The sequence below is a fragment of the Paenibacillus thalictri genome (assembly GCF_004307995.1).
GTDB classification, from domain to species: domain Bacteria; phylum Bacillota; class Bacilli; order Paenibacillales; family NBRC-103111; genus Paenibacillus_AF; species Paenibacillus_AF thalictri.
In genome coordinates this window covers 259,858-281,956 of the sequence record NZ_SIRE01000007.1, presented here as the reverse complement: position 1 = coordinate 281,956, position 22,099 = coordinate 259,858, and the positions used below count along the sequence as shown (strand labels likewise).

The window sequence follows — 22,099 nt, the reverse complement described above, 5'->3', positions numbered from 1 at the left end:
TTAAACCGCAACTGCACCGATAGCGGACGGCAAAGCGGTGCGGAAGGCATCTTGCATTTCCAAGGTGCGCGAATCCCCAGCGCGTGTTACTGCGACCGCGTCGCATAACGGCGGCCGGAGACTCTCAGCGGCTTGCCTTAACCTTTGATCGAGCCAAGCATAACCCCTTTGGCAAAATGCTTCTGCAAGAACGGGTACACAATCAGGATCGGAGCCATCGCCAGCATGATGGAAGCCATACGGATCGTCTCTTGCGGCACAATCCGGTCGTCGCCGCCCGAGCCGGCCTGTCCGACGCCGGTCGAGTCGGAATCGATGACCAGCGTTTTGACGAGCACCTGCAGCGTCCACTTTTTCGAATCGGATAAATAAATCAAGGCGTTAAAATAAGTGTTCCAGTAAGTCACGGCAAAAAACAACGTAAACGCGGCGATCGCGGGCATCGACAAGGGGATGACGATCCGCAAAAACACCCCGATATCCGAGCAGCCGTCGATTCGCGCGGAATCCTCGAGTTCTGAGGGCAGCGACTCCAGAAAACTTTTGATCACGATAACGCTCCATGCACTCGACAAGCCCGACCAAATTAAGGACCAATGCGAATTAAGCAGCCCCAGCTGTTTGATCAACAGGTAGCTCGGCAGTATGCCGGCGTTAAACACCAGTGTAAAAACGACGGCCCCCAGCATAATGCCACGCCCCGGCATCGCTTTCTTGGTTAAAGCATACGAGAACATAAACGAAACGACAACGCTGAGCGCTGTACCGACTAATGTGATAAAAACCGTGCTTTTCAGCGCATTCAAGAAACTGTTCGTCGACAAGATGTATTTATAGGCTGAAAGCGACCACTGGTCGGGAAACAAGTAAAATTTTAGCGGCACGTATACCTTCGGATCGGTAAAAGAAACGCTGAACACATAAATAAACGGAAAAACGCAGGCAAGCGAAATCAATGACAACACGGTATAGTTTACATAATCAAAAGTCGTCGGTTTTTTGGAAGCGACAAAACTCATAAATTTCCCTCCTTCAACAATGTTCAGACTCGCGCAAATCACAAGTCCGCGTCCCGGCATGCATGGCGGTAGTCGAACCCCACGCGTTGTACCAAGGAAGATCAATAAATGCCTTCATGGCCCATTTTTTTCACAACATAATTGGACACCAGCACCAGCACAAGCCCAACGACGCCTTTGAACATACCGACGGTGACGCCAACGCTGACCTGTCCTTTCAAAATACCGATTGAATACGCATACGTATCAAACACCTCGGCGACGGAGGTCACAAGCGGATTCATCATCAGCAGCACCTGCTCGAACCCGACATCGGCCATATGCCCCAGCCGCAAAATCAACAAAATGATAATCGTCGGCCGAATCGCCGGCAGCGTGATATGCCATATTTGCCGGAACCGGCTGGCTCCGTCGACGACGGCCGCTTCATAACGCTGCGGATCGACGCCGGCCATCGCCGCAAGGAAGATGATCGTGCCCCAGCCCGCTTCCTTCCACATATTTTGCGCCGTAATGAGCCCCCAGAAATAATTCGGATTGGACAGAAACGCCACCCGTTCATAACCCATCTCGGACATGATTTTATTGATGATGCCGATATCCGAAGACAAGATGATAAACGTCAAGCTCGCTACAACGACCCAAGACAAGAAATGGGGTAAATAAACGATCGATTGGTTGACTCTCTTGAATACCTCATGCCTGACTTCATTGAGCATCAGCGCAAGCAAGATCGGCAGCGGAAACATAAAGATAAGGCCAAACAAATTAATGGCAAAAGTGTTTCTCAGCATGATATAGAAATTGTGGTCGGTGAACAATTCGATAAAATGTTTCAATCCGACCCATTCGCTGCCGCTGATGCCGACATACGGATTGTACTGCTGGAACGCCAGCAGCAGGCCCCACATCGGCACAAACTTAAACAAAATAAAAAAAGCGAGTCCTGGCAGCGCCAGCAAATACATCATTTTGTACTGCATCATGGTTTTCCAAAGACGAAATTTCATGCGAGTCCCGCTTTGGGATCGGGTTAATACGGACGGCTGCATTTTGAGCACCTCTCTTCTAAAGTAGTAAGCAAATGTCTGTTTTTGGTCTGAACAAGGCTTAGTATAACGTGCCTGAAAATGGCAAAATACAGACAAATCTTGCGCTCCGCGGATTTTATCGGCTGCGGCATAGGATGTCATGTCCTTGCGGCAAGCCCGGCCTTCCCGGAAGCGCTACTCCAGCTTCGGCCGCCGTTCAGGCAAATCTTGCGGCATGAATTTGTCCCGGCGCGAATGCCGGATGCGCTTTTATCCAATAATTAGTATCGTTACGAATCCTGCTGAAGGAGGCGTTCAATTGAACGTTGTCAATACCATTGTTGTCATTGCCGTCATGAATATCGTATACGTATCCTTGTTTACGATCCGCATCATTCTGGTGATGAAATCCCGCAGACTGCTCGCTTCGTTCATCAGCATGTTCGAAGTTTTTGTCTATTTAAAAGCGCTGAATATCGTGCTGAGCAACATCAACGAACCGCTGAATCTTGCCGCTTATTGCATCGGCTGGGGCTGCGGCGTATGGCTCGGCATTAAGATCGAAGAATGGCTGGCGCTTGGCTACTCCACCCTGCAAATCGTTGTTGACTATGAGGCAAGCCATCTGCCCGGATTAATCCGCGAGAACGGCTTTGGAGTGACCCACTGGACGGCGGAGGGCAAGGACGGCCCCCGTCTGGTCATGGAGGTTCTGGCTAAACGAAGCCAGGAAAAACATCTGCTGCAGCTCATCCGAGCGATCGCCCCCAAAGCGTTTATCATCTCCTACGAACCCCGCACGTTTCACGGCGGATTTTGGACGAAGCGGCTGCGCGGCGGAAAATCTTAAGAGTCCTTCATGATGTTCTCATGAATATAAGGCCAACCGGACAAGCTATATAACAAACTTCCATCCAGGAAGAACGGGTTTCTAAATCATTTGTTCAATTTATATAACTATAGAATTTCCAATACATAAAGGTGGCGGAAGCATGATCCGATTTGAAAACGTCGGTAAAACCTACGAAGACGGTTTTGTCGCCTTAAAATCCATCAACCTGGAAATAAAGCAAGGCGAGCTCACCGTCCTAATTGGGCCGAGCGGATGCGGCAAGTCGACCCTCATGAAGCATATCAACCGGCTGAACAATCCAACCAAAGGAAAAATATATATTCGCGATAAAGACATCGCACTGGCGGATCCGGTCGAGCTGAGAAGAAAAATCGGTTATGTGATCCAAAATATCGGGCTGTTTCCGCATATGAATATCGCCAAAAACGTCGCCGTCGTCCCCCATCTGCTGAAATGGGACAAGCAAAAAATCGACAGCCGCGTCGACGAGCTGCTGCGTATGGTCGATTTGGATCCGCAGGTATACGCCGGCCGGTATCCTTCCGAATTAAGCGGCGGACAGCAGCAGCGAATCGGCGTGATCCGCGCGTTAGCCGCCGAGCCGGACATTATTTTGCTCGACGAGCCGTTCAGCGCGCTGGATCCGATCAGCCGCGAGCAGCTGCAGGACGAGCTTGTCCGGCTTCAGCAGGACTTAAAGAAAACGATTGTGTTTGTGACCCACGATATGGACGAAGCGATCAAAATCGCCGATACGATCGTTCTGATGAAGGCCGGGGAAATCGTGCAGGTCGGCAGTCCCGAACATATTTTGCGCCACCCGGCAAACGAATTCGTCAAAAGCTTTATCGGAAAAAAACGTCTTCAAGCCGAACCGTTTGGCCCCGGCCTGACGGTGGACGAAGTGATGGCCGAACACCCGGTCACGGCGTCTCCTGAGCGTGGAATGGCTGAAGCGGTCAAAATTATGGAGAAATACCGGGTCGACTCGCTGATTATCATTGGCAAGAAAAAAGAACTGCTCGGCTCCGCTTCGATATTTCAAGTGCTGCAGCGGTATAGCGAAGAACATACCAAACTTGGCCATGTCATGAAGCCCTTTGAACATATCGTGGAATCCGGCACGCCGATTGCCGAGGTGCTGTCGCTTATGGATCATCTGCCTTTGCCTGTCGTTCAGAACGGCAAATTTATCGGGTTATTGACTAAGGGCAGCATGGTCCGTCACTTGTCCGAGGTCTACAATACGGACAACGCCGTGGCCGACCCCACCCAAGATGAGACAGCCGGACATTCGCCGCACGAGCTTCACGGCGAGATTTCTTCTGATACCAAAGATGGGGTGACGCATTGATGACCGGATGGCTCGGCGATTATTGGACTTTCCTCGTAAGCCGTCACGAAGATATTTTCACGGCGCTTAAGGAACATCTGCTCATTTCTTTTGTCTCCATCGTGCTCGGAGCGCTGATCGCGATTCCCGTTGGCGTGCTGCTGGCCGGCAACCGCAAAGGCTGGCTGAACGAAGTTGTTTTCGGCATTGCCAACATCCTGCAGACGATACCCAGCCTTGCCCTGCTGGCCATCCTGATCCCGCTGCTTGGCATTGGGAAAACACCGGCCATTTTTGCGTTGTTCTTGTATTCGTTAATGCCGATGATGAGAAACACATTCTCCGGCTGCAAAGCCGTCGATCCCCATGTGCTGGAGGCCGCACGCGGCATGGGCTACAGCTCCGCGCAGCGTCTGCTGCGCATCCAGCTGCCGCTCGCCTTCCCTTACATCATGGCCGGCATTCGCGTAACGACGGTATATGTCATCAGTTGGGCCACCTTGGCCACACTGATCGGAGCCGGCGGTCTGGGGCAATTGATTTTTACCGGGCTGGGCGTCAACAAAAAAGAGCTGATCGTCACCGGCGCCATATTGGCCGTACTGCTTGCGCTGGCGGCCGACTTTTGCCTGGCCGTGGCGGAACGTTGGGCGGCAACCAAAACCAAGTCGGAACCGGCCGCGCAAACGCGAGAAGCTGCATGAGGAGGGAGACGGGCATGAAGTTTTCCGGGCGCTTAGCTGTGACGCTGGCAATAGCTGCCGCGCTGCTTACGGTTACTGCCGGCTGCGGCAAACAAAATACGATTCGGATCGGCACCCAGACGTTCTCGGAGCCGAAAATTATCGCCCATATGTACAAGTTACTGATCGAAGACCGCACCGATCTGACGGTTGACGTGCTGCCCGACCTCGCCTCCAGCACCGTTGTTTTGGATGCGATGAAAAATAACGATATCCAGATGGGCACTTTGTATACCGGATCGATTTTTGACAACTATTTCCCTATCGAACCGACAAACGACCGTCAAAAGGTGCTGCAGCAAGCGCAGCAAGGGTTCGACCGTTATTTCGGATTAAAATGGTTTGACCCGTTTGGTTTTGAAAATACGTACGCCTTTACGGTACGTCAAGATTTGGCCGATCAGCATCGGCTGGCAAACATCTCCGATGTCAAAGAACTGGCCGGATCCATGCGCCTTGGCGTCGATACCACCTGGCTGGAGAGAGCCAACGACGGCTACCCGGCATTCCAGAAGCATTACGGCATCACCTTCGCCCAGACGTTCCCGATGGAAATCGCGCTAGTGTATAATGCGGTCGCAAACCGCAAGGTGGACATCGTGCTTGCTTATTCCACCGACGCCAGACTCAAGGAATACAATCTGAAGACGCTGGCGGACGACAAGCATTTTTTCCCGCCTTACGATGCGTCGCCGGTTATTCGCAAAGAGACGCTGGAAAAACATCCTGAATTAAACGAAGTGATCGGCATTCTGATCGGTAAAATCAATGCCCAAACGATGGTTGATTTAAACTACGAGGTCGATGTCAAAAAGCGGAATGAGAAAAAAGTGGCCGAGGATTATTTGCGGAGCATCGGTTTGCTGAAATAACACGGATCCAAGACGGATCCATTCGAGGGAGGGCTTGAAATATGTCCTTGTTTTTAAGTTACATTCGCGAAAATTGGGCCGATCTTTTCGTTTTTTTGGGGCAGCATATCGCGATGGTGGCCATCGGTTTGGCAGCGGCTTTGATCGTCGGCGTACCGCTAGGCATGATCTCGGCCAGATCCCGCCGCATGTCGGCGGTCATTCTCACGGTTGCCAACATCATCCAGGTGTTCCCCACCTTGGCCTTGCTTGTGCTGCTGATGATCGTGTTTGGGCTCGGCTCGCAAACCGTCGTCATCGGTTTATTTCTGTACTCACTGTTGCCGATTATCCGCAATACGTACGTTGGCTTGACGCAAGTAAATCCAAACGTGCTGGAAGCAGGCCGCGGCGTAGGCATGAGTCCGCTGCAGATGATGGTGAAGGTCCGGCTTCCGCTCGCACTCCCCTTCATTCTGACGGGAATCCGCGTTGCGGCGGTCATCGCGATCGGCGTCGCAACGATTGCGCCGATGGTCGGAGGCAACGGGCTCGGCCGGGAAATTTACTCCGGCATCAACATGGATAACCCGGCCCGGCTGTATGCCGGAGCGATTCCGGCTGCGCTGCTGGCTTTGCTGGCCGATTTCCTGCTCGGCCGCCTGCAGCGCGCCGGCACGCTAACAAAATAGACCGGCCGCATCATAGCTGGCCGGTCATATGTTGTACGACAAGACTGGATACGGCGACGACAACCCACACAATCAAGCCAAGCAGCAGCGGCTTCACGCCGCTTTTCAGCATGCTGCGCAGATCGGTCGACAAGCCAACCGCCGTAAGCGCCATCACGATCATAAATTGCGCGGCGGTCTGGATGATATGTTGTGCCGTATCGCCGAATAAGCCAAGTGTGTTGAACAGCGAAGCCGCCACAAACCACACGATAAACCAAGGGAAGATGTTCAGCCACGAAAATTTCCGCCCGGCATCAGCCGAGACCGTATTCGTTGCAGCGCCTGCCACCGCTGTATCCGCACCGGATGCCGCTGCCGCCCTTGTCGCAGCCGCGCTCACTGTGGCCTCCCGGCGTTTTTGGCTAACTCCGGCAAACAGCGCAATGGCAAAAGCCATCGGGATAATCATCGTTGTTCGCGTCAGCTTGACAATCGTCGCATAATTGCCCGCATCCGCGCTGTACGCATACCCTACCGCCACAACCGACGAGGTGTCGTTTACCGCCGTTCCCGCCCATAAGCCAAATGCCCCGTCAGACATGCCCATCAGATGGCCAAGCATCGGAAACAATAGCACAGCAGCAACGTTAAACATAAAAATCGCGGCAATCGAGTAGGCGATTTCATCGTCTTCCGCTTGAATCAGCGGCGAAATGGCGGCAATCGCCGACCCGCCGCAAATACCCGTACCCGCACCGATCAATATGGCCAGCCGCGCCGGCACACGCAGCACACGGCCAAACAAATAAGCCGCGGCAAACGACAGCAGCAGCGTAACCAGCATCACCGCAAACGTCTCCGAGCCGGTTTTCCATACTTCCGTCAAGCTGAGATGGCAGCCAAGCGCGATAATCGCCCACTGCAGCACTTTTTTCGAGCAGAAGCGCACTCCGGCGACCGTGCTTTTGGGCTTCCGCCGCACATTGTTAAAAAGAATGCCAGCAATAATACCGAAAACCGCCCCCCCGATCAAAGGAAAAAGCGTTCCCAGAAAATACGCGGCGCAAGCGATCACACCCGTTAATGCAACGCCGGGCATGTATGGTTTCCATGTATTCATCGTTAACCCCTCGTTCCTGTCCGTTCCTGCTGACAAGATTTATAGTAAGCGGAGCAAGGGGGAATAGCAAATTGCAAACATTTATGCAAAACATAAGGAATCGTTATATGTTAAAAGCCGATGCGGTTAATGCGTTTTTGAGGAGCGATTTTTGGAGGAAATAAAGCGGTACGCTGCAGCGAGCGCCAAGCCCGACCAGAACACAACCGGCATATTCAGCCAGTAGGAAACAACGCCAAACACCAAGACAAGCGCCAGCGCGGCAAACGAACGCAGCAGATGAGAAGGCTGGGCGTCGCGGTTCCAATAAGCGGCAGCTTCCAGCAGCTCCTGTTGTGGGGCAAACTTCTGTCCCGCTTCACGATTCGTATCGGATTGCTCGGATACCTGTACATACGGCGTGTTATGAGGAAATTGCGCAGTCATGATTACACCCCCGAAGGTGAAGTACAATTCATTCTTTTCATAGTTATTTTATCGGAAATAAAGAAATAATTCAATTGTTTTTTTCATTGAAAGTGTATGGCGTGTCGTGATACAATTCACACTACACTGTATGGCTCATAACCATACACTTAAGGCATTAGAGGTGAACCGGCCATGAGCCCCCTGTGGAAACCAAATCAAGACCGGATTGATCCGTCGCGGCCGCTTTACGAGCAGTTCGTTGAACAGCTCCGGGCCGACATCGCCCGCGGCGAGCTGCCGCCGGGAACCCGGCTGCCGTCGGTGCGCGAGCTGGCTGCCGCGGCGCGCGTCAATCCAACCACCGTAATGAAAACGTATCAGGAGTTGGAGAGGATCAAATTGATTGTCACCCACCGGGGACAAGGCACCTTTGTCACCAACGATGAAAAAGCCATTCTGGACAGCAAGCGGACGATCGCCCGGGCGGCGGTAAGCAAGCTGCGCGAAGTCGCGGAGTCGCTTGATTTGTCGCTGGAGCAGCTGCTTAAGCTGGCGAACACGGAGGAGGACGAATGATGGCACACAGAGACGAAACACCGGCTGCAATTGAATGCAGGCAAGTCACGATGAAGCTGAGGAAAAAAGAAATTTTGCAAAACGTTACTTTTTCGGTGAAACAAGGCAGCATTGCCGGACTGCTCGGCCCTAACGGAGCAGGCAAGTCGACGCTCTTGAAAATATGCTCCGGGCTGGCGGAGCCGACTTCGGGATCGGTGCGGATTTTCGGCGAACCTGCAGGTGTGCCGACGCTTGGCAAGATGGCGTTTTTGCCCGACCGCGGAAAACTGCCCGGTTGGCTGACCGCAGGAGAGTGGCTTGGCTTTGCCTCCCAACTGTACCCGGATTGGGACGAAGCCCGGGCCGAGCGGCTGGTGGACGATTTGCGCATCCAGCTCGGATCGCCGATCGGCACGTTATCCCGCGGCGAGGAAATGCGGCTTCAGCTTGCCAGCTGCTTAGCGCGCACATCCCCGCTGATCGTGCTCGACGAGCCGTTCACCGGCGTGGATATGATCTCACGCGAACAGATCGCCTCTTCCGTGGTCGCCGAATTGGCCGACGGGGAGCGCACCTTTCTCATCGCGACACACGATATCCGGGAGATGGAGCAGCTTTTTGACACGTTGATATTTCTTGGAGGCGGCCGTGTTCAAGCCGTTGACGACGTGGACAGCTTGCGCGAGTATGGGAAGTCGGTCGAATCGCGGTACAGGGATGTGTTCTCATGAAAACCGTATCCCTGCTGGCCAAAGTCGCTCTGAGCCGGTATGAACCTTACATGCCGGGCATGCCGAGAAGCAATTATAAAGCCATCACTCTCATTCTTCTTGCACTTTTTACTGTAAGTCTGCTCTTCATGCGCGGTTATACTTCCTTAAATGGAATATTGACCGCGGGAGTGCTGCTAACCGCCAATATGCTGCACATATTGATGCTCGCCGAAGCGCCGCATCTGCGGGGGCTCGGCCAAGACAAACATTGGTGGCTGCTGCTTCCGTATCCGCGCCCCGCCCTGCTGCTCGGCAAACTTCTAGCGTATGTGCGTGCCGGTATGATCCTGTTTGGTTATACGCTGGCGATGTTGATTGTGTTGTATGAGATCAAAGCGATGACGGGGCTCGCCCGGCAAGCTGATGCCATCGCCATGCTGCAAGCGGTAGGCGCCAATTTGCTGCTTGCGCTTGCCGTGCTGCCTATATTGGCCGCCTTAGGGCTGCTTTTAGCCGTTTTCGAGGTTTGGTGGACGAGAATCGTTGCGTTTCTTGGCTTTATGTATTTAATGACGCCGCTGCTTATTTTCTCATTTACAGCCGGCGATTTCACTTGGGAAAACGGACAATTGGCGCCTTCGCGTATTGTGTATTACGCGCTGCTTATATTGGCCTTCGGCTGGCCGCTAGCCTGCGGCTTCTTATGGCTGACAGCCGCGGTTGGCATGAAGCGGCTGGGCCGCATCCGGTTTCACGGCGGCTCGGTCACGGCCGATGACACAGATCATCGGCGTTATGCAACCCGGACACATCGTCTTGCCGCCGTTGATCCGGCCAAAAAGCCGAGCCCTTTTTGGGCGCTGGTCGCCATGGAGCGCCGGCGGTTTCAAACGTTCCATGCCCATGCGCCGAAAAAAGCGAAGCTGATCGCATGCCTGATTATGGTCATCCTGGCCGCTGCCGGGTACATGAAGGGCGGCGACTTCCTTGACCTGATCTCGCTGCTGACGCTGATGGCGACAAGCGGCTACATGGGCATCGTCATCTATTGGCTGAATAAACAAGCCGACTATCAAAAAGGTTTTGTATCCTGGTGGCTAGCGATCCCGGTCTCCCGAGTTGTCCTTGTCGGCAGCCGTGTATTCGCTTATGCGACATCCATGCTTGTCTATTTTATCGTGCTTGTATTATGCGTTGGCGCCGGAATCGCTTTGAGACAATGGGCGAACCCGCTGCCGGGAGAGCAGCTGCTGGTTGCGCTGCACTATTTTTCCCATTATGTTGTGTTGATGATTCCGCTGGCCATCCTGTATGTCATTTCCGCACAAGTGATTCCCGCCGCCTCCAAGCACCCCTTGCTGTATTTGCTGGTCGCGCCGGTATACGCAGGATTTATATTCGGCATTCAGCTCGGCAACCGGCTGATTATGCCGGGCCAAATGGCGGGTCGCAAAATGCTGGATGGGCCTGCGCCCGATTTTGGCGTTCATCTGCTGCAGGTATACGGAATCGCTCTGCCGTTCGCTTTCGTCTGCTTCTGGCTTGGAGCGAAATATGTGAATCATTATTTATTTATGAAAAACTCGCCCCTTACCGGCGGCAATAAGCAAAAGTAAACATACAAATAAGCCCGTCCACTCCGGTTGAACCGGAATTGACGGGCTTAAAGGTTGAGGCGTAAATCGGCGGCAAAACCGCCGGTTATCCACCTTTTTACATTGTATCCGGCAGCAGCAGCCATGGTTATGCGGACCAGGCTTTCCACGTCCAAATCACGCTCCGGCTCCTCAAGCTGCTGTACGGCTTACATCAAAAATCCAAGCCCGCCGTCCACCGCAACACTTTGTCCGGTAACTTGGCTGGCATTGTCCGAACTCAGGAATAAAATCGTCTCCGCGATATCCCCGACCGTCTGCAGACGGCCAAGCGGAATATTCTCTCCTTGCGCGTTCAGCCAATCCTCTTCTTTGCCTTTTTGACGCCATAACTCGCGTTCGCCTTCCGAAGCCACCCAGCCGGGATGCACGCAGTTCGCGCGAATGCGGTGTTTCGCCAGCGCATGGGCCAAATTGCGGGTCAACGTGACAATGCCGCCCTTGGAAATCGCATAAGCGAACAGATCCTCGCCGCCTTTGCCGGCATGCAGCGAGCCGATATTTACGATGCTTCCGCCTCCGCGGCGGATCATCAACGGCACAACCGCTTTGCAAGCCATAAACGCGCCTTTGAGATTAATGTTCATAATACGGTCCCACAGCACCTCGTCCGTTTCCAGCAAGGTCGCCCGCGGAAAAATACCGGCATTGTTCACAAGAATGTCCACGCCTCCAAAGCGCTCTTCCGCCAATGCCGCCGCAGCCTGGATATCCTCGGATTTGGTAACGTCGCATAAAGTGAAGACAGCCTGCTTCCCTTGATCTGCCCATCCTTGAACAAACGTCTCCCCGATTTCCTTGTTCATATCGGCGACAACCACATTAGCGTCCAGTGCAAGCAGTTTCCCCGCAATGCTGGCGCCGATGCCTTGGGCTCCACCGGTAATTAGCGCGGTTTTTCCGGAAAAATTCACAGCACTTCCCCCTTCTCGCGATTGCAATTCAACTATAGATATTATGTTAAGGGATCAGCATAAATTTAGCAATTCCGCCGGGATCGCCAAGCAGCCGTTCGAAACAGCTTTGTCCTTCCTCCAGCGGCGCATGGGCAAGCCATGGGCGCAACGTCATACGGCCTTCATCAACCCAGCTTAAAGCGGTTTCAAAATCCGCCCGGCTGTAAGCAAACGAACCGGTAATCGTCACTTCATTGCGGATCAGCGCATTAAATTGAAGTTTGCTTCCGTCTTCGTGAAGACCGGAAAATACGACTCTTCCTCCCGGCTTGACATACTCGGTGCACTGCCTGCGCGTAATCTCCAGTCCAACGGCGTCCACCGCGGCATCGTAAGTCAGCGGCGCCTCGTCCTGCAGCGATGCGACGGTGATCGCTCCGAGCTCCGCGGCAATCGCCAAACGTCCGGCGTTAATATCGGCAACAACGATATGTTTGACGCCATACACCTGCGCCGCCTGCAGCGTAAACAAACCGATCGGACCGGCTCCGACAATGAGCAGCTTGTCGGTAGGCGTCAGCTTCAGCAGCCGGCAGATGTGAACCGCGCAAGCGTAAGGTTCGATCATCGCCCCATCGTCAAAGTCGACATGATCACTTAAAGCGTATACATTTTTTTCCGGCGCATTCACATACTGCGCAAACGCGCCCGGCAGATGAGCTCCCAGCAGCTTGCGGCGGGCGCACAGCTGCGACATGCCGGTAGTGCATTCGCGGCATTCGCCGCAAGTGACAAGCGGATTGACCGTCACACGGTCGCCCGGCTGAAACCGCTGCGTCCGCGAACCTGCGGAAACGACGGTGCCTGCAAACTCATGCCCCATAATCAAAGGCGGCTTACGCAGCGAGTTATGGCCTAAATAACCGCTGATTTCAGAGCCGCAGATGCCGACCCGCTCCACCTTGATCAGCACATCATCTTCCCCCGGCTCAGGAACCTGCTGTTCCCGGACGTTTAACAGTTTCGGACCTTCGTACACCAATGCTTTCATAGACGCTAACGATGCGGCCTCTGCCAATGCCATCCACTCCTCGTGACATTTGTTTACAATTTTCACTATAGTTAATGGTACAAACGGCGTCAACAGATGTTTTCGAATCCGGCTCGCTGAACGAACAAAACGGAGAAACAAGCAGCAATCCCGCTCCATTTGTGCAAAAAAGAGCCCTTCTGCCAGGTAAATCGGCAATAGAAGCTCTTATTGGGCTTGTTCGTTATATAATGTTCATTATAGGATCAGGTTTCGTTCAGGAAGACGGTTCTTTTCGCAGACGCGCTGAGATTGGCCAATTCGATCAGCCGGATGACGGTCAGGGCATGCTCGGCGGTAACCGGGTTGGGTCCTTCACCGGCAATGGCGGCCTTAAGCTCCCGGTAATATTGACGGTAGTCGCCCGGAACGGATGGGTATTGCGTGCGGCGCTCGCCATTCTCCCCGTCGCTGATCCAGCCGGCCAGCTCTTCCGGTTCTCTCCCCCAGGAGTCGTCAACAGGAAGCAATCCTTGCTTCAGCGCATTTTCTTGCGGATCCGTCCCGTGTTTGACAAAGCTGGCTTTGGTGCCGTGCACCTGAAAACGGGGGCCCGCCTCGCGGCTGAATACGCCGGAGTGGAGCACGGCCTTCGTTTTTCCGTAATCGAGCAGGAGATGGAAATAATCGCAGGACTCGCCTCCCTCGCGCTGAATCGCCGCATCCGCGGTAATGGACAGCGGAAGCCCCAGCAGCGTGATCGCCTGGTCGAGCAGATGTGAGCCCAGATCGTACAAAATGCCGGACCCCGGCAAGTTCTGCGACCTCCAGCCGGGGCGCGCCACCGGAGCATACCGGTCGTACCGCGACTCGAAATACATGATTTCTCCGAAAGTTCCTTCCCGATGCAGCGCTTGCACCGTCCGGAAGTTATTGTCCCAGCGGCGGTTATGATACACGCTTAACACAACGCCGTGCGCTTCCGCCTGCTCGGCCAGCAGCTTGCCTTCGGCATATGTATTGACAAAAGGTTTCTCCACCACGACATGCCTGCCCGCGGCAATCGCGGCTTGCGTGAGCGGAAAATGCAGTTCGTTTGGCGCCGTGTTGATGACAAGCTGAATGTCCATGTCCTCCAGCATAGCCGTCAGGTCGGCGTACACTTCCACCTCCGGCAGGTCGCGGTGTACCTTCGTCTTATCCGAAGATACGATTCCCCTGATTTCATATTCGTCCAAAACTTTTAGCAGCGGCACATGAAAGGTTTTTGCGGAAAAGCCGTAACCGATAATTCCAACTCCGATTTTGCGATTGTTCCCCATCGTTATACCCCTTCCTTCCCATTTGCACCTGATCGCGCGGATTTTCAGGCGCGCGAGCATCCCTAGCGGGCGTCCCGGCGCCGCATGGCGACGGTCTAATGCCCGCACAGACTTTCAGGCCCCGGACGTCAGTTTCTTGGCGCAAGCTCGACAGCCTGACGCACCGCTTCCTTCAAGCTCAACTCATCGGCAATGCCTTTGCCGGCAATATCAAACGCCGTTCCATGATCGACGCTGGTACGGATAATCGGCAAGCCTATCGAAATATTGACGCCCGCCTCTAGGCCCAGCACTTTGATCGGCCCATGCCCCTGGTCATGATACATCGCTACGACAATGTCAAAATCTCCCCGTCTCGCCCGAAAAAACAGCGTATCCGCAGGCAGCGGCCCGACGGCGTCGATTCCTTCCGCTCTCGCTTTACCGACGGCGGGTACAATTTTCTCTTCTTCTTCGCCGTTGCCGAACAATCCGTTCTCTCCGGCATGCGGGTTAATGCCGCAAACGGCGATTTTCGGAGCGGAGATACCGGCCCGCCGCAGCGTATCGTAGGCGGCGCGAATTACCTTATAGACGCGGTCCGGCGTGATTTTGCGTACGGCATCGATCAGTCCGACATGTGTCGTGACATGGATCACGCGTAAACCGGGTGCTGTGAGCATCATAAAGACATCGGCGCTATTTGTCAAATCCGCTAAAATTTCCGTATGTCCGGGATACTTATGCCCGCCTTTTTGCAGCGCCTCTTTATTCAGCGGGGCTGTGCAAATCGCCTGAATCAGCCCTTGCTCGGCCAGCTCCACCGCTTTCTTAATATATCTGAAGGCCGCGTCTCCGGCTGCGGGCGAAATTTGGCCAAGCGGCAAATCGGCGGGCAGCAAATCCAAATCGAGGCAATTGATCGTATTTGGCTCGTAACGCGCTTCTTCTGCTTCGCTTATTGCAGCAATGTGCAAGTCCGAGCCAAGCTGCGCTTTCGCCCGTTCCAGCATCTTCGCATCTCCGATCACCAGCGGCCTGCATGTTTCGTGAAGCTGCGGGTCCCCCAGCGCTTTGACGATAATCTCCGGCCCTACTCCTGCTGCGTCCCCCATCGTAATTCCAACTACCGGCAACATCATTACATCTCCCCTTGTCTATGAGTTGTTATTTGATTTTTAAAAGCAAATCCATAGCGTCGCTTAACGCGGTTGCGGATCCGAAGCTGCCCGCCTTCGTTACGGCGTACAACGCTTGCCCGTCCGCCGCTGCCGAGCGGCCCAGCGGGATGCCCGGCTCCACTTCGGCCAGCAGCTCCAGCCGCTCGCACCCGAGGCGCAGCAGCACCTGCTTGGCGGTATCGCCGCCGGTCAGCACAAGCCGCTTGATGCCGCCCGAGCGGGCTGCGCGGGCCGCGATTTCGCCAAGCGTATCGGCGACAAGCTGGCTGACCGCCCTTTCGTCGCGGTTGAAACGCCGGCCCGCCGCAACCGCTTCTGCGATCTGCTCCCGGCGGCCGGAAGAATATAAAGCGACATGGCATTTGCTTGCGGCCGCAGCCTCGACCAATGCAAGCACCCGGGTTATCTCCTCGGCGCGTTCGGAATCGTCGCCTGCGACGCGGCTTGCCTCCAGCTCCACGCCGGCCGTATCGGTTCTGGCCAAAGCTTGCTCCAGCTGGCCGCGGGATTTGCCGCTGACGCTCCCGACAACCAACAACACTTGCTCGTTGTAATCGGACTCATCTCCTTGAGACTCATCTGCAAACCCGCCGATTTCTGTCCCACCGGCCAAATGAAACGCAAGTCCCGCCGACCCGACCCAGATGGCGCTGTAAGCGGACGCAGACATTGCTTGCGCAATCAGCTCCAGATCACCTTCCGATTCCGAATCGAAGACAACATAAGGAGTCTCATCTTGAATGAACTGTTCCAGCCGATCTGCCAGCGTTTCCTTATGCCGCAGCTGCTCAAGCGTTACATGGCCTACTCGCTTTGCGGTCTGTGCGCCTAACAGACGGGGAAGAAACGATTCCGTCACCGGCGTTTTCGGATCTTTGGCCACTTCCGTTTGGCTGACGGGAACTCCGTCGATGAACAATATACCGCCGATGATACAGCGCCCATTCTTAGGAAAAGACGGGGCGATAACCGCAAAATCAGGCCGAAAAGCATCGTACATAGCGTCAAGCTCCGCGCCCAAATTGCCTCTGAGCGTTGAATCGATTTTTTTATACACGATATCAAAAGGCGGTCCGGATTGCAGCGCGTTAGCCAATTCATAAACCTTGCCGTAAGCGGCTGCCGGCTCCAGGGCACGGCTGTCCGTATCAAACACGTGAACATCACATGCCTCGATTTCCTCAAGCGCAAGCTCCATTCCAAAATGAACAACCGTACTGAATCCGCGTTTCGCGAGCTGAACTCCCGTATCGTTAGCCCCGGTTAAATCATCGGATACTATTGCAATTTTCAACACATCACCTTCTTTTATAAAAATGAAACATAAATATACTCTAATATTAGTTGTATACATTGCTTTTAGCAACATAAAAATACCCCTTACACGAATGTAAGGGGCTTAGCTGCGATTAAGATTCATTTTCCGGCAATTTCAGCTTGCGCCATAATGTTGTCCGGTTGATGCCAAGACGCTGGGCCGCCTTGGACTGATTCATCTGTTCTTCAACCAGCACATATTCGATAATATCCCGCTCGATCTCGGCAAGCGGCTTCGACAAATCCAGCCAGCCCGCCGTTCCCGATGCAGGCAGCAGCGCTGTACCGAGCAGCGGCAGCACTTGGTCTTCGATATAATATCCGTTTGTCTCCCGCACGAATAAATCCAGGGTGAGCCGCAGCTCTTCCGCATTGCCGGGCCAGCCGTACTGCCGCAGCTGCTGCATCACAGGCGGGCGAATGCCGGCGATTTGTTTGCCGTACCGCTCGTTATAAGCGGTTAAGTAGCCGCGAAGCAACAAATCAAGCAGCTCGGGTTTTTCGCGCAGCGGAGCGATACGCATCATACGCCGGCCAAACAGCTTGTGCAGCGGGGATTCCTCCCGCCACTTCGCCGGCTGCTCGAAGGAGCACAACACCCGCCCCTTGCATGCCGCGAGCGCAGCGGCCAGCTTCTTGCAGGCGGCCGGCTGCATATCTTCCATGCCGCGCAGCAGCAGCACTTGCTCCGGCTCCAAGTCCTGGACCCATGCCGCAAGCAAGGAGGCCGATTCTTGATCGGCTCCATTTACGACAAGCTCCATAAGGCAGCCCGCTTGAGCCGCAGCGGCGGAACCGGCGGCAATTAAATATTGAACCGCTTGAGCAAGCTCTCTTTTGCCTACACCACGTTCGCCGCATACGGCAACCGGTCCGTGTTCCGTCCACGCCGCCGCTTGAGCGATTTCATCCACCGTAACGGGCGAGTAGACCGGCGGGACGCCATCTGCGGATTCATGCAAAATCATACGCGGGTTTTCCTTCGCCAATCCGGCCAGCGGCCGCACGATGATGCAGCGCCATTCCCGCTGCGGCTCCGCCTGCGACTGCAGTTTGCCGAACTCAACGCGGATCTGCTCGCCAGCGTCCGTCAATGGAAAAGGCAGCGCACCGTCAGCGCCTTGCTTCATTTGCAGACGCAGGGCCTGCTCCAGCAGCGGAAACCTATGGAGCTCCGAAACGGACGTTGCCTCCTCTACCCCGGCAAACCGCTCCCGAAAAGCCCGGTTCGTCCAGCGGATATTTCCCAGCTCGTCCAGCACAAGAAACCCTTCGCCGGTCCGGTCCAGCAGCTGTATTTGGAAGCGCGCCGCTTCCTTCCAGCGTCTTAACGCGGAATACGTTTGACGCGCCTGCTCGAACGCCTCCAACACCGCTTCGCGTCCCGAAGTGATAAGCACGCCTTGCAGGCCGTGCTCGGCCGCCTTTTTGACGGTAATCGTGTCCCCTGCGACGACCTGCACGCCACGCGCCTTCAGGTTCCCCAGCACATGTTCCGCGTCCTCCTCCCGGCCGAGCAGCGAACAAGACACCGGAATGCCGATCAGCTCCGATACCGCTTGGAACGGACGGATCACATTCGGATAACCGACCATCTCGATTCGCGCAGCGGCATCTTTCCACAGCAGCAGCATCCGCATCGCGTCGTAGCCGGTTACCGGGATATCGATTACCGGAATGTCCGCTTGCTCGCGGAGCAGCTCCGCAGTGCCTCCCCGGCTGACGATGACGTCAAAATGTTTATTTTTCCACTCGTCCATCAGAACCAGCGCTTCGGATAAATCGGCCTGGCCGACCGTAATTTCGAAGTCGGGCAGCTCGCCGGACATGTCGGATATCATTTTAGCAAGCCCCGGATAAGGGGCGACAACAAGCGCTTGAATAGGCATCATATACCACCGTTGCAAAATTATACACCTATTATACACATCTGCACCGCGCTTGTCGCTAGCAGCCCGGCGAGCGTCTCTTCACGCACCGGCTAACAGCGCCAAAAAGCTTTGCCGCATTTTGATCACGGCAAAGCTCAGAATCTATAAAATCAGATTATATGCGCAGCACAACCGCATCTTTCGCCGGCACAGCGATCGTCAGCGAACTGCCGTTGACATCCCCGCTCCATTCTCCCCAATGTGCTTCCGGCACCGGCAGCGGGCCGCAGCTATCATTGAAGGCCACAGTTGCCGCGATGTTGTTGACGCTTGGATTCAGCGCCCACAAATACCGGCTTCCGTTTCCGTCTCCGCCGCTTACGACAAGCTGCAGCTTCGGATCCGATGCCTGCACCAGCGGTTTGGCGCCGCTCCAGGCCACAACTTCTTTAAAAAATGCCAACGTATTCGCATCCTGCTCCCGGTAATACGCCTCGGAAGGAAACGTTCCGACCAGCAAGGTCCGGCCCGCCCCGTACGTATGCTCGGCGCCGGCAATACGGCCGTCGGTGTACCTTGCCCAGGCTTTGCCTTGCGTGAGCCTGTACGATTGCAGAAACAACCCGCCCCGGACCCGGTTTTGCAACGCCGTATGAAACGAAATATGCTCTCCCAAATCAGGCATAAACTCGACGTCTTCCTCCAGAACGCCAATCATCTCGGCCAACCCCAGATTAGGCTGCACGACTCCGGCGCGACCGTGTTCCCCGAAATAAGCGGGGCAGCCTTCGGAAATTAACGTTCCCCCGTCATAAACCCACTGCCGAAGCTTACCGGCCGACTCCGGATTCAACATAATCGGATAAGGCAAATACAATACCTTATATTCATCGATATGATCGAGCAGCACCCAATCGGCGCGGATGTGATTGTCAAAAAAACCGCGGTAAGCGCCCCAAGCGCATTTCGTATAAAATTGCCCTTGGCCGGCCTGCTCCATCAATTCGTTAAACAATTGCGACTCCGGTACTACGATGATGCCGACATCTCCTTGCACCGGAGCGGACCGGAACAAGCCGGCTTGCTCCGGCGCGTTGGCCCATGCGGCGATTTGGGCGGCGGCGGCCGACCGCGGATTCGGCAATCCGTCCATACCGTACAGTCCGAAAGCGCCGAACAGCGGCCCGTCCAGCAGCGACCGCCAGCGCAAATACATGACGCCCCGCGCTCCGCGGGCGAGCGAGATCAAGTTCCAGATGCGCACATCCTCCGGTTTTGCGATCCGGCAGTCGTCTTTGGCCCCGCCGATCACCTCAGGCTGCAGCCACAGCGGCCCGCCCTGCATCTCCGAATGCCAGAAGGTTTTGCCCCGCGAGGCCGCCCGCACCAAATCAACGGCACTTGCCTGCTTCCACGGATCGCTGCCTTTCCGCGCGGTAACCCATGTAAATCCGTAGCTCTCCACCTTGGAGGATGCCAGCCAGTCGTCCGACCCGCGCGCCATATTGTTCAGGCTGGCCGCCGTGCCGTGTGCGGTTATTTTGTTTTTGGTATCCAAGCTGCGGATGAGATCAATCCGCCATTGCATCAGCTCGTAGAAATTGTCCTTTTTGAACTGGAGCCAGTCGAGGCATTCCGGGTACGGTCCCATGACGGTCGGTGCCATCACGTCTTCCCATTCGGCAAAGCTGTATCTTCTCCAGACGCGCCCCAGCGTCTTCAGATCCTTGTATTTGTGCTGCAGCCATCCCCTGAATTTGTGCTGGGTCGCGGTGCTGTATCCGACGTTGCCCGGATAGTTGCATTCGTTCCATACATCGTAACCGTACATAGCCGGATGATCCTTATAGCGGTTGACCAGCTCCTTCAGAAAACGGCCGGCATATTCCCGCGCCTCCGCAAAATTAAAATCAAGGCTGCCGGCAGCGCCGTTGCTGCTGCCTCCAGTTGCGCTGCTGCCGTTCATCACATTAGCCGAGCGGCTGCCGTCCGCCCTGATCTGCAGAAGATGGCCGTGCGATCTGTGAAGCCATTCAGGGGTAAACGTGATATGTTCGGCTATGACCGTCCTGATCCCGTATTTGGCCCCCAAATCCATATGCGTATCGTAATCCGACCAATCGAATTGCCCCGGAGCCACTTCGATATTCCCCCACAAAAACCAATGGCGGAACAAGCTCATGCCGTCTTTGGCCGCCTGCGCATAATCTCTTTCCCAATCCTCCGAAGGCGGATTCGACTTTCTGAAATAAACGGCTCCAAACGGTATAAGCGGTGCTGTACGGCTGTCCATAACGTTCTCCTCTCTGACAAGCATTTTTGTTTCGTAAAAACCGGCCGAAAACGGACATCGGCCGGCATCAACTTCTATCGGCGCTCGCGCAGCTCTCCGTGCAAGGTGCAGTGGTACGATGGCTGACAACTTCTTGCCATCCTTACATTCACGTAATGCATATTTCACGTAGTCATGTTCACGTAACGTGTATCTCCTCAGTCACATCCTTCCGCACACCGTTCCCAATGGTGCCCTTTGCAGCAATTCGCAGAATTTCGCTTAATTTCGCTGTGTTTCGTGGAATTTAACGGCATTTCGCAGCATTCCGTAACAATCGCAGCAAAACACGCCTTCAGCCGTTCCCGCTAACTCTCCAGAACAACCGTATGTGCGGCATGCGGATCCGACGTGTACACGGTAACCTCTACTGTAGTCCGCCCTACGGCATAAATCCGGGTAACGCCGCTCTCGCCCACTCGTTCAGGACGAAGCAAACTGTCGTGATCGTTCGCACGCTCAGGCTGCAGCAAACCGCCGTCCCCGTCTGAGCGCTCAAGCCGCAGCAAACCGTCGTGCCCCGGCACGATGATATCGGCGTAAGCTTTGATTTTGGCGATGCTGGCCGCGCTGGCGGCCGGGTCCAAAGTCATCGTGGCAATACCGTCGATCAGCTCGCTTTGATGTTTCACCGCATCGGAGGCAAGCACCCACCGTTCGCCGGCGTATTCCAGAAACAGCGAAAATAACCCCGGCGTGTGGCCCGGCGTATGTACCCACCGCAATCCTTCAACCTCGCCGGATTCGCCGGACAATACGCGCAGCCTCCCGCTGCCCTGCAAGTGGGGATACATTTCCCGAAGCACGGCCGCATCTTGCGATTTCGCATCGTTGATGTGCCCAATCTCCCGTTCATGCAAATAATAAAAAGCATTTTTAAACAACCCGTAATTGGCCGCATGATCAAAATGAAAATGGCTTAGCAGCACGGCGCCGATGTCTTCGGGCCGAATTCCGCGTTGGGCCAATTCGCGCAGCAGAACGGCCCGCTCATTAAATCCCGCCGTGTCAAACAACACCGGCACCATATGTTCCCTCATGATCAGCGCGCAGCTGCTCCAGCCTAAAAATCCGCGGCTGGAGCGGCCCGATAGGCCGCCGAACAAAATGTCGATACGCATGTGCGTTTCACCTCGCTCCGCTCGCTTCAAATATTCGCTCCGCCCAATCTACGGCGCGTTTCGCCCGCACCCGCTGGCAGGCCCATGAAGCC

General features: G+C 54.9%; 20 protein-coding genes. 8 read left to right on the top strand and 12 right to left on the bottom strand.

Annotated features, from left to right (window positions below; all coding sequences use genetic code 11):
• Positions 1-137: 137 nt before the first annotated feature.
• Positions 138-1,019: a carbohydrate ABC transporter permease gene (locus EYB31_RS11600; RefSeq protein WP_131013484.1), complete on the bottom strand. Its 882-nt coding sequence runs from the start codon at positions 1,017-1,019 to the stop codon at positions 138-140.
• A 101-nt stretch (positions 1,020-1,120) separates the two neighbouring features.
• Positions 1,121-2,005: an ABC transporter permease gene (locus tag EYB31_RS11595; RefSeq protein WP_338119928.1), complete on the bottom strand. Its 885-nt coding sequence runs from the start codon at positions 2,003-2,005 to the stop codon at positions 1,121-1,123.
• Positions 2,006-2,369: 364 nt separating this feature from the next.
• Between EYB31_RS11595 and EYB31_RS11590 the strand changes: the two genes are divergently transcribed.
• From EYB31_RS11590 to EYB31_RS11570, 5 genes are all read left to right on the top strand, one after another.
• Entirely contained in the window at positions 2,370-2,900 is a 531-nt protein-coding gene (locus EYB31_RS11590; RefSeq protein ID WP_276322040.1) for a DUF2179 domain-containing protein, read from the top strand.
• A gap of 142 nt (positions 2,901-3,042) precedes the next feature.
• The gene (locus EYB31_RS11585; RefSeq protein WP_131013483.1) at positions 3,043-4,257 is read left to right on the top strand and encodes a betaine/proline/choline family ABC transporter ATP-binding protein; all 1,215 of its coding nucleotides are present in this window, start codon (positions 3,043-3,045) and stop codon (positions 4,255-4,257) included.
• Positions 4,257-4,940, top strand: a complete 684-nt coding sequence (locus tag EYB31_RS11580; RefSeq protein WP_131013482.1) for an ABC transporter permease — start codon at positions 4,257-4,259, stop codon at positions 4,938-4,940. Before EYB31_RS11585 ends, EYB31_RS11580 begins: the two co-directional genes overlap by 1 nt.
• Before the next feature lie 14 nt (positions 4,941-4,954).
• Positions 4,955-5,851, top strand: coding sequence for a glycine betaine ABC transporter substrate-binding protein (locus tag EYB31_RS11575; RefSeq protein ID WP_131013481.1), 897 nt, complete (start codon positions 4,955-4,957; stop codon positions 5,849-5,851).
• 41 nt (positions 5,852-5,892) lie between these two features.
• A complete protein-coding gene (locus EYB31_RS11570; protein WP_131013480.1) occupies positions 5,893-6,522 on the top strand; it encodes an ABC transporter permease in 630 nt (209 codons plus the stop codon).
• Positions 6,523-6,532: 10 nt separating this feature from the next.
• Here EYB31_RS11570 and EYB31_RS11565 read toward each other — a convergent pair whose 3' ends face one another.
• The gene (locus EYB31_RS11565) at positions 6,533-7,624 is read right to left on the bottom strand and encodes a YeiH family protein (protein ID WP_131013479.1); all 1,092 of its coding nucleotides are present in this window, start codon (positions 7,622-7,624) and stop codon (positions 6,533-6,535) included.
• A gap of 126 nt (positions 7,625-7,750) precedes the next feature.
• Positions 7,751-8,050: a hypothetical protein gene (locus tag EYB31_RS11560; protein WP_131013478.1), complete on the bottom strand. Its 300-nt coding sequence runs from the start codon at positions 8,048-8,050 to the stop codon at positions 7,751-7,753.
• A gap of 174 nt (positions 8,051-8,224) precedes the next feature.
• On the opposite strand from EYB31_RS11560, the gene EYB31_RS11555 reads away from it, so the two are divergent.
• From EYB31_RS11555 to EYB31_RS11545, 3 genes are read left to right on the top strand one after another with little or no spacing between them, the layout of a single operon-like run.
• On the top strand, positions 8,225-8,608 hold the full coding sequence (locus EYB31_RS11555) for a GntR family transcriptional regulator (RefSeq protein WP_131013477.1): 384 nt from the start codon (positions 8,225-8,227) through the stop codon (positions 8,606-8,608).
• Positions 8,605-9,321, top strand: a complete 717-nt coding sequence (locus EYB31_RS11550; RefSeq protein ID WP_240762322.1) for an ABC transporter ATP-binding protein — start codon at positions 8,605-8,607, stop codon at positions 9,319-9,321. Before EYB31_RS11555 ends, EYB31_RS11550 begins: the two co-directional genes overlap by 4 nt.
• Positions 9,318-10,919 carry a hypothetical protein gene (locus tag EYB31_RS11545; RefSeq protein WP_131013476.1) on the top strand — a complete coding sequence of 534 codons (1,602 nt, stop codon included), beginning with the start codon at positions 9,318-9,320 and terminating at the stop codon, positions 10,917-10,919. Before EYB31_RS11550 ends, EYB31_RS11545 begins: the two co-directional genes overlap by 4 nt.
• A gap of 188 nt (positions 10,920-11,107) precedes the next feature.
• Here the strand turns inward: EYB31_RS11545 and EYB31_RS11540 are convergent, their stop codons facing one another.
• The 8 genes from EYB31_RS11540 to EYB31_RS11505 all read right to left on the bottom strand — a co-directional run bounded on the left by EYB31_RS11540 (position 11,108) and on the right by EYB31_RS11505 (position 22,007).
• Complete coding sequence (locus EYB31_RS11540) at positions 11,108-11,872, bottom strand: SDR family NAD(P)-dependent oxidoreductase (RefSeq protein ID WP_165452356.1); 765 nt, start codon at positions 11,870-11,872, stop codon at positions 11,108-11,110.
• 46 nt (positions 11,873-11,918) lie between these two features.
• On the bottom strand, positions 11,919-12,932 hold the full coding sequence (locus tag EYB31_RS11535; protein ID WP_240762320.1) for a galactitol-1-phosphate 5-dehydrogenase: 1,014 nt from the start codon (positions 12,930-12,932) through the stop codon (positions 11,919-11,921).
• A gap of 218 nt (positions 12,933-13,150) precedes the next feature.
• A complete protein-coding gene (locus EYB31_RS11530) occupies positions 13,151-14,206 on the bottom strand; it encodes an oxidoreductase (RefSeq protein WP_165452355.1) in 1,056 nt (351 codons plus the stop codon).
• Between the two features lie 128 nt (positions 14,207-14,334).
• Positions 14,335-15,324 (bottom strand): 4-hydroxythreonine-4-phosphate dehydrogenase PdxA, encoded by a 990-nt coding sequence (gene pdxA / locus EYB31_RS11525; RefSeq protein WP_131013540.1) that lies wholly within the window; start codon positions 15,322-15,324, stop codon positions 14,335-14,337.
• A 28-nt stretch (positions 15,325-15,352) separates the two neighbouring features.
• Positions 15,353-16,660, bottom strand: a complete 1,308-nt coding sequence (locus EYB31_RS11520; RefSeq protein WP_165452354.1) for a four-carbon acid sugar kinase family protein — start codon at positions 16,658-16,660, stop codon at positions 15,353-15,355.
• A gap of 115 nt (positions 16,661-16,775) precedes the next feature.
• Positions 16,776-18,575: a PrpR N-terminal domain-containing protein gene (locus tag EYB31_RS11515; RefSeq protein WP_131013471.1), complete on the bottom strand. Its 1,800-nt coding sequence runs from the start codon at positions 18,573-18,575 to the stop codon at positions 16,776-16,778.
• Positions 18,576-18,729: 154 nt separating this feature from the next.
• Positions 18,730-20,847 carry a beta-galactosidase gene (locus EYB31_RS11510; RefSeq protein ID WP_131013470.1) on the bottom strand — a complete coding sequence of 706 codons (2,118 nt, stop codon included), beginning with the start codon at positions 20,845-20,847 and terminating at the stop codon, positions 18,730-18,732.
• 347 nt (positions 20,848-21,194) lie between these two features.
• Positions 21,195-22,007: an MBL fold metallo-hydrolase gene (locus EYB31_RS11505; RefSeq protein ID WP_131013469.1), complete on the bottom strand. Its 813-nt coding sequence runs from the start codon at positions 22,005-22,007 to the stop codon at positions 21,195-21,197.
• Positions 22,008-22,099: the final 92 nt, after the last annotated feature.

What these genes read in the sequence shown, in the direction of transcription:
- EYB31_RS11560 (WP_131013478.1), bottom strand. Translation starts at nt 8,050, where the DNA reads ATGACTGCGCAATTTCCTCATAACACGCCGTATGTACAGGTATCCGAG.
- EYB31_RS11505 (WP_131013469.1), bottom strand. Translation starts at nt 22,007, where the DNA reads ATGCGTATCGACATTTTGTTCGGCGGCCTATCGGGCCGCTCCAGCCGC.
- EYB31_RS11570 (WP_131013480.1), top strand. Translation starts at nt 5,893, where the DNA reads ATGTCCTTGTTTTTAAGTTACATTCGCGAAAATTGGGCCGATCTTTTC.
- EYB31_RS11565 (WP_131013479.1), bottom strand. Translation starts at nt 7,624, where the DNA reads ATGAATACATGGAAACCATACATGCCCGGCGTTGCATTAACGGGTGTG.
- EYB31_RS11510 (WP_131013470.1), bottom strand. Translation starts at nt 20,847, where the DNA reads ATGGACAGCCGTACAGCACCGCTTATACCGTTTGGAGCCGTTTATTTC.
- EYB31_RS11600 (WP_131013484.1), bottom strand. Translation starts at nt 1,019, where the DNA reads ATGAGTTTTGTCGCTTCCAAAAAACCGACGACTTTTGATTATGTAAAC.
- EYB31_RS11545 (WP_131013476.1), top strand. Translation starts at nt 9,318, where the DNA reads ATGAAAACCGTATCCCTGCTGGCCAAAGTCGCTCTGAGCCGGTATGAA.
- EYB31_RS11580 (WP_131013482.1), top strand. Translation starts at nt 4,257, where the DNA reads ATGACCGGATGGCTCGGCGATTATTGGACTTTCCTCGTAAGCCGTCAC.
- EYB31_RS11515 (WP_131013471.1), bottom strand. Translation starts at nt 18,575, where the DNA reads ATGATGCCTATTCAAGCGCTTGTTGTCGCCCCTTATCCGGGGCTTGCT.
- pdxA (WP_131013540.1), bottom strand. Translation starts at nt 15,324, where the DNA reads ATGTTGCCGGTAGTTGGAATTACGATGGGGGACGCAGCAGGAGTAGGG.
- EYB31_RS11585 (WP_131013483.1), top strand. Translation starts at nt 3,043, where the DNA reads ATGATCCGATTTGAAAACGTCGGTAAAACCTACGAAGACGGTTTTGTC.
- EYB31_RS11530 (WP_165452355.1), bottom strand. Translation starts at nt 14,206, where the DNA reads ATGGGGAACAATCGCAAAATCGGAGTTGGAATTATCGGTTACGGCTTT.
- EYB31_RS11555 (WP_131013477.1), top strand. Translation starts at nt 8,225, where the DNA reads ATGAGCCCCCTGTGGAAACCAAATCAAGACCGGATTGATCCGTCGCGG.
- EYB31_RS11575 (WP_131013481.1), top strand. Translation starts at nt 4,955, where the DNA reads ATGAAGTTTTCCGGGCGCTTAGCTGTGACGCTGGCAATAGCTGCCGCG.
- EYB31_RS11595 (WP_338119928.1), bottom strand. Translation starts at nt 2,005, where the DNA reads ATGATGCAGTACAAAATGATGTATTTGCTGGCGCTGCCAGGACTCGCT.
- EYB31_RS11550 (WP_240762322.1), top strand. Translation starts at nt 8,605, where the DNA reads ATGATGGCACACAGAGACGAAACACCGGCTGCAATTGAATGCAGGCAA.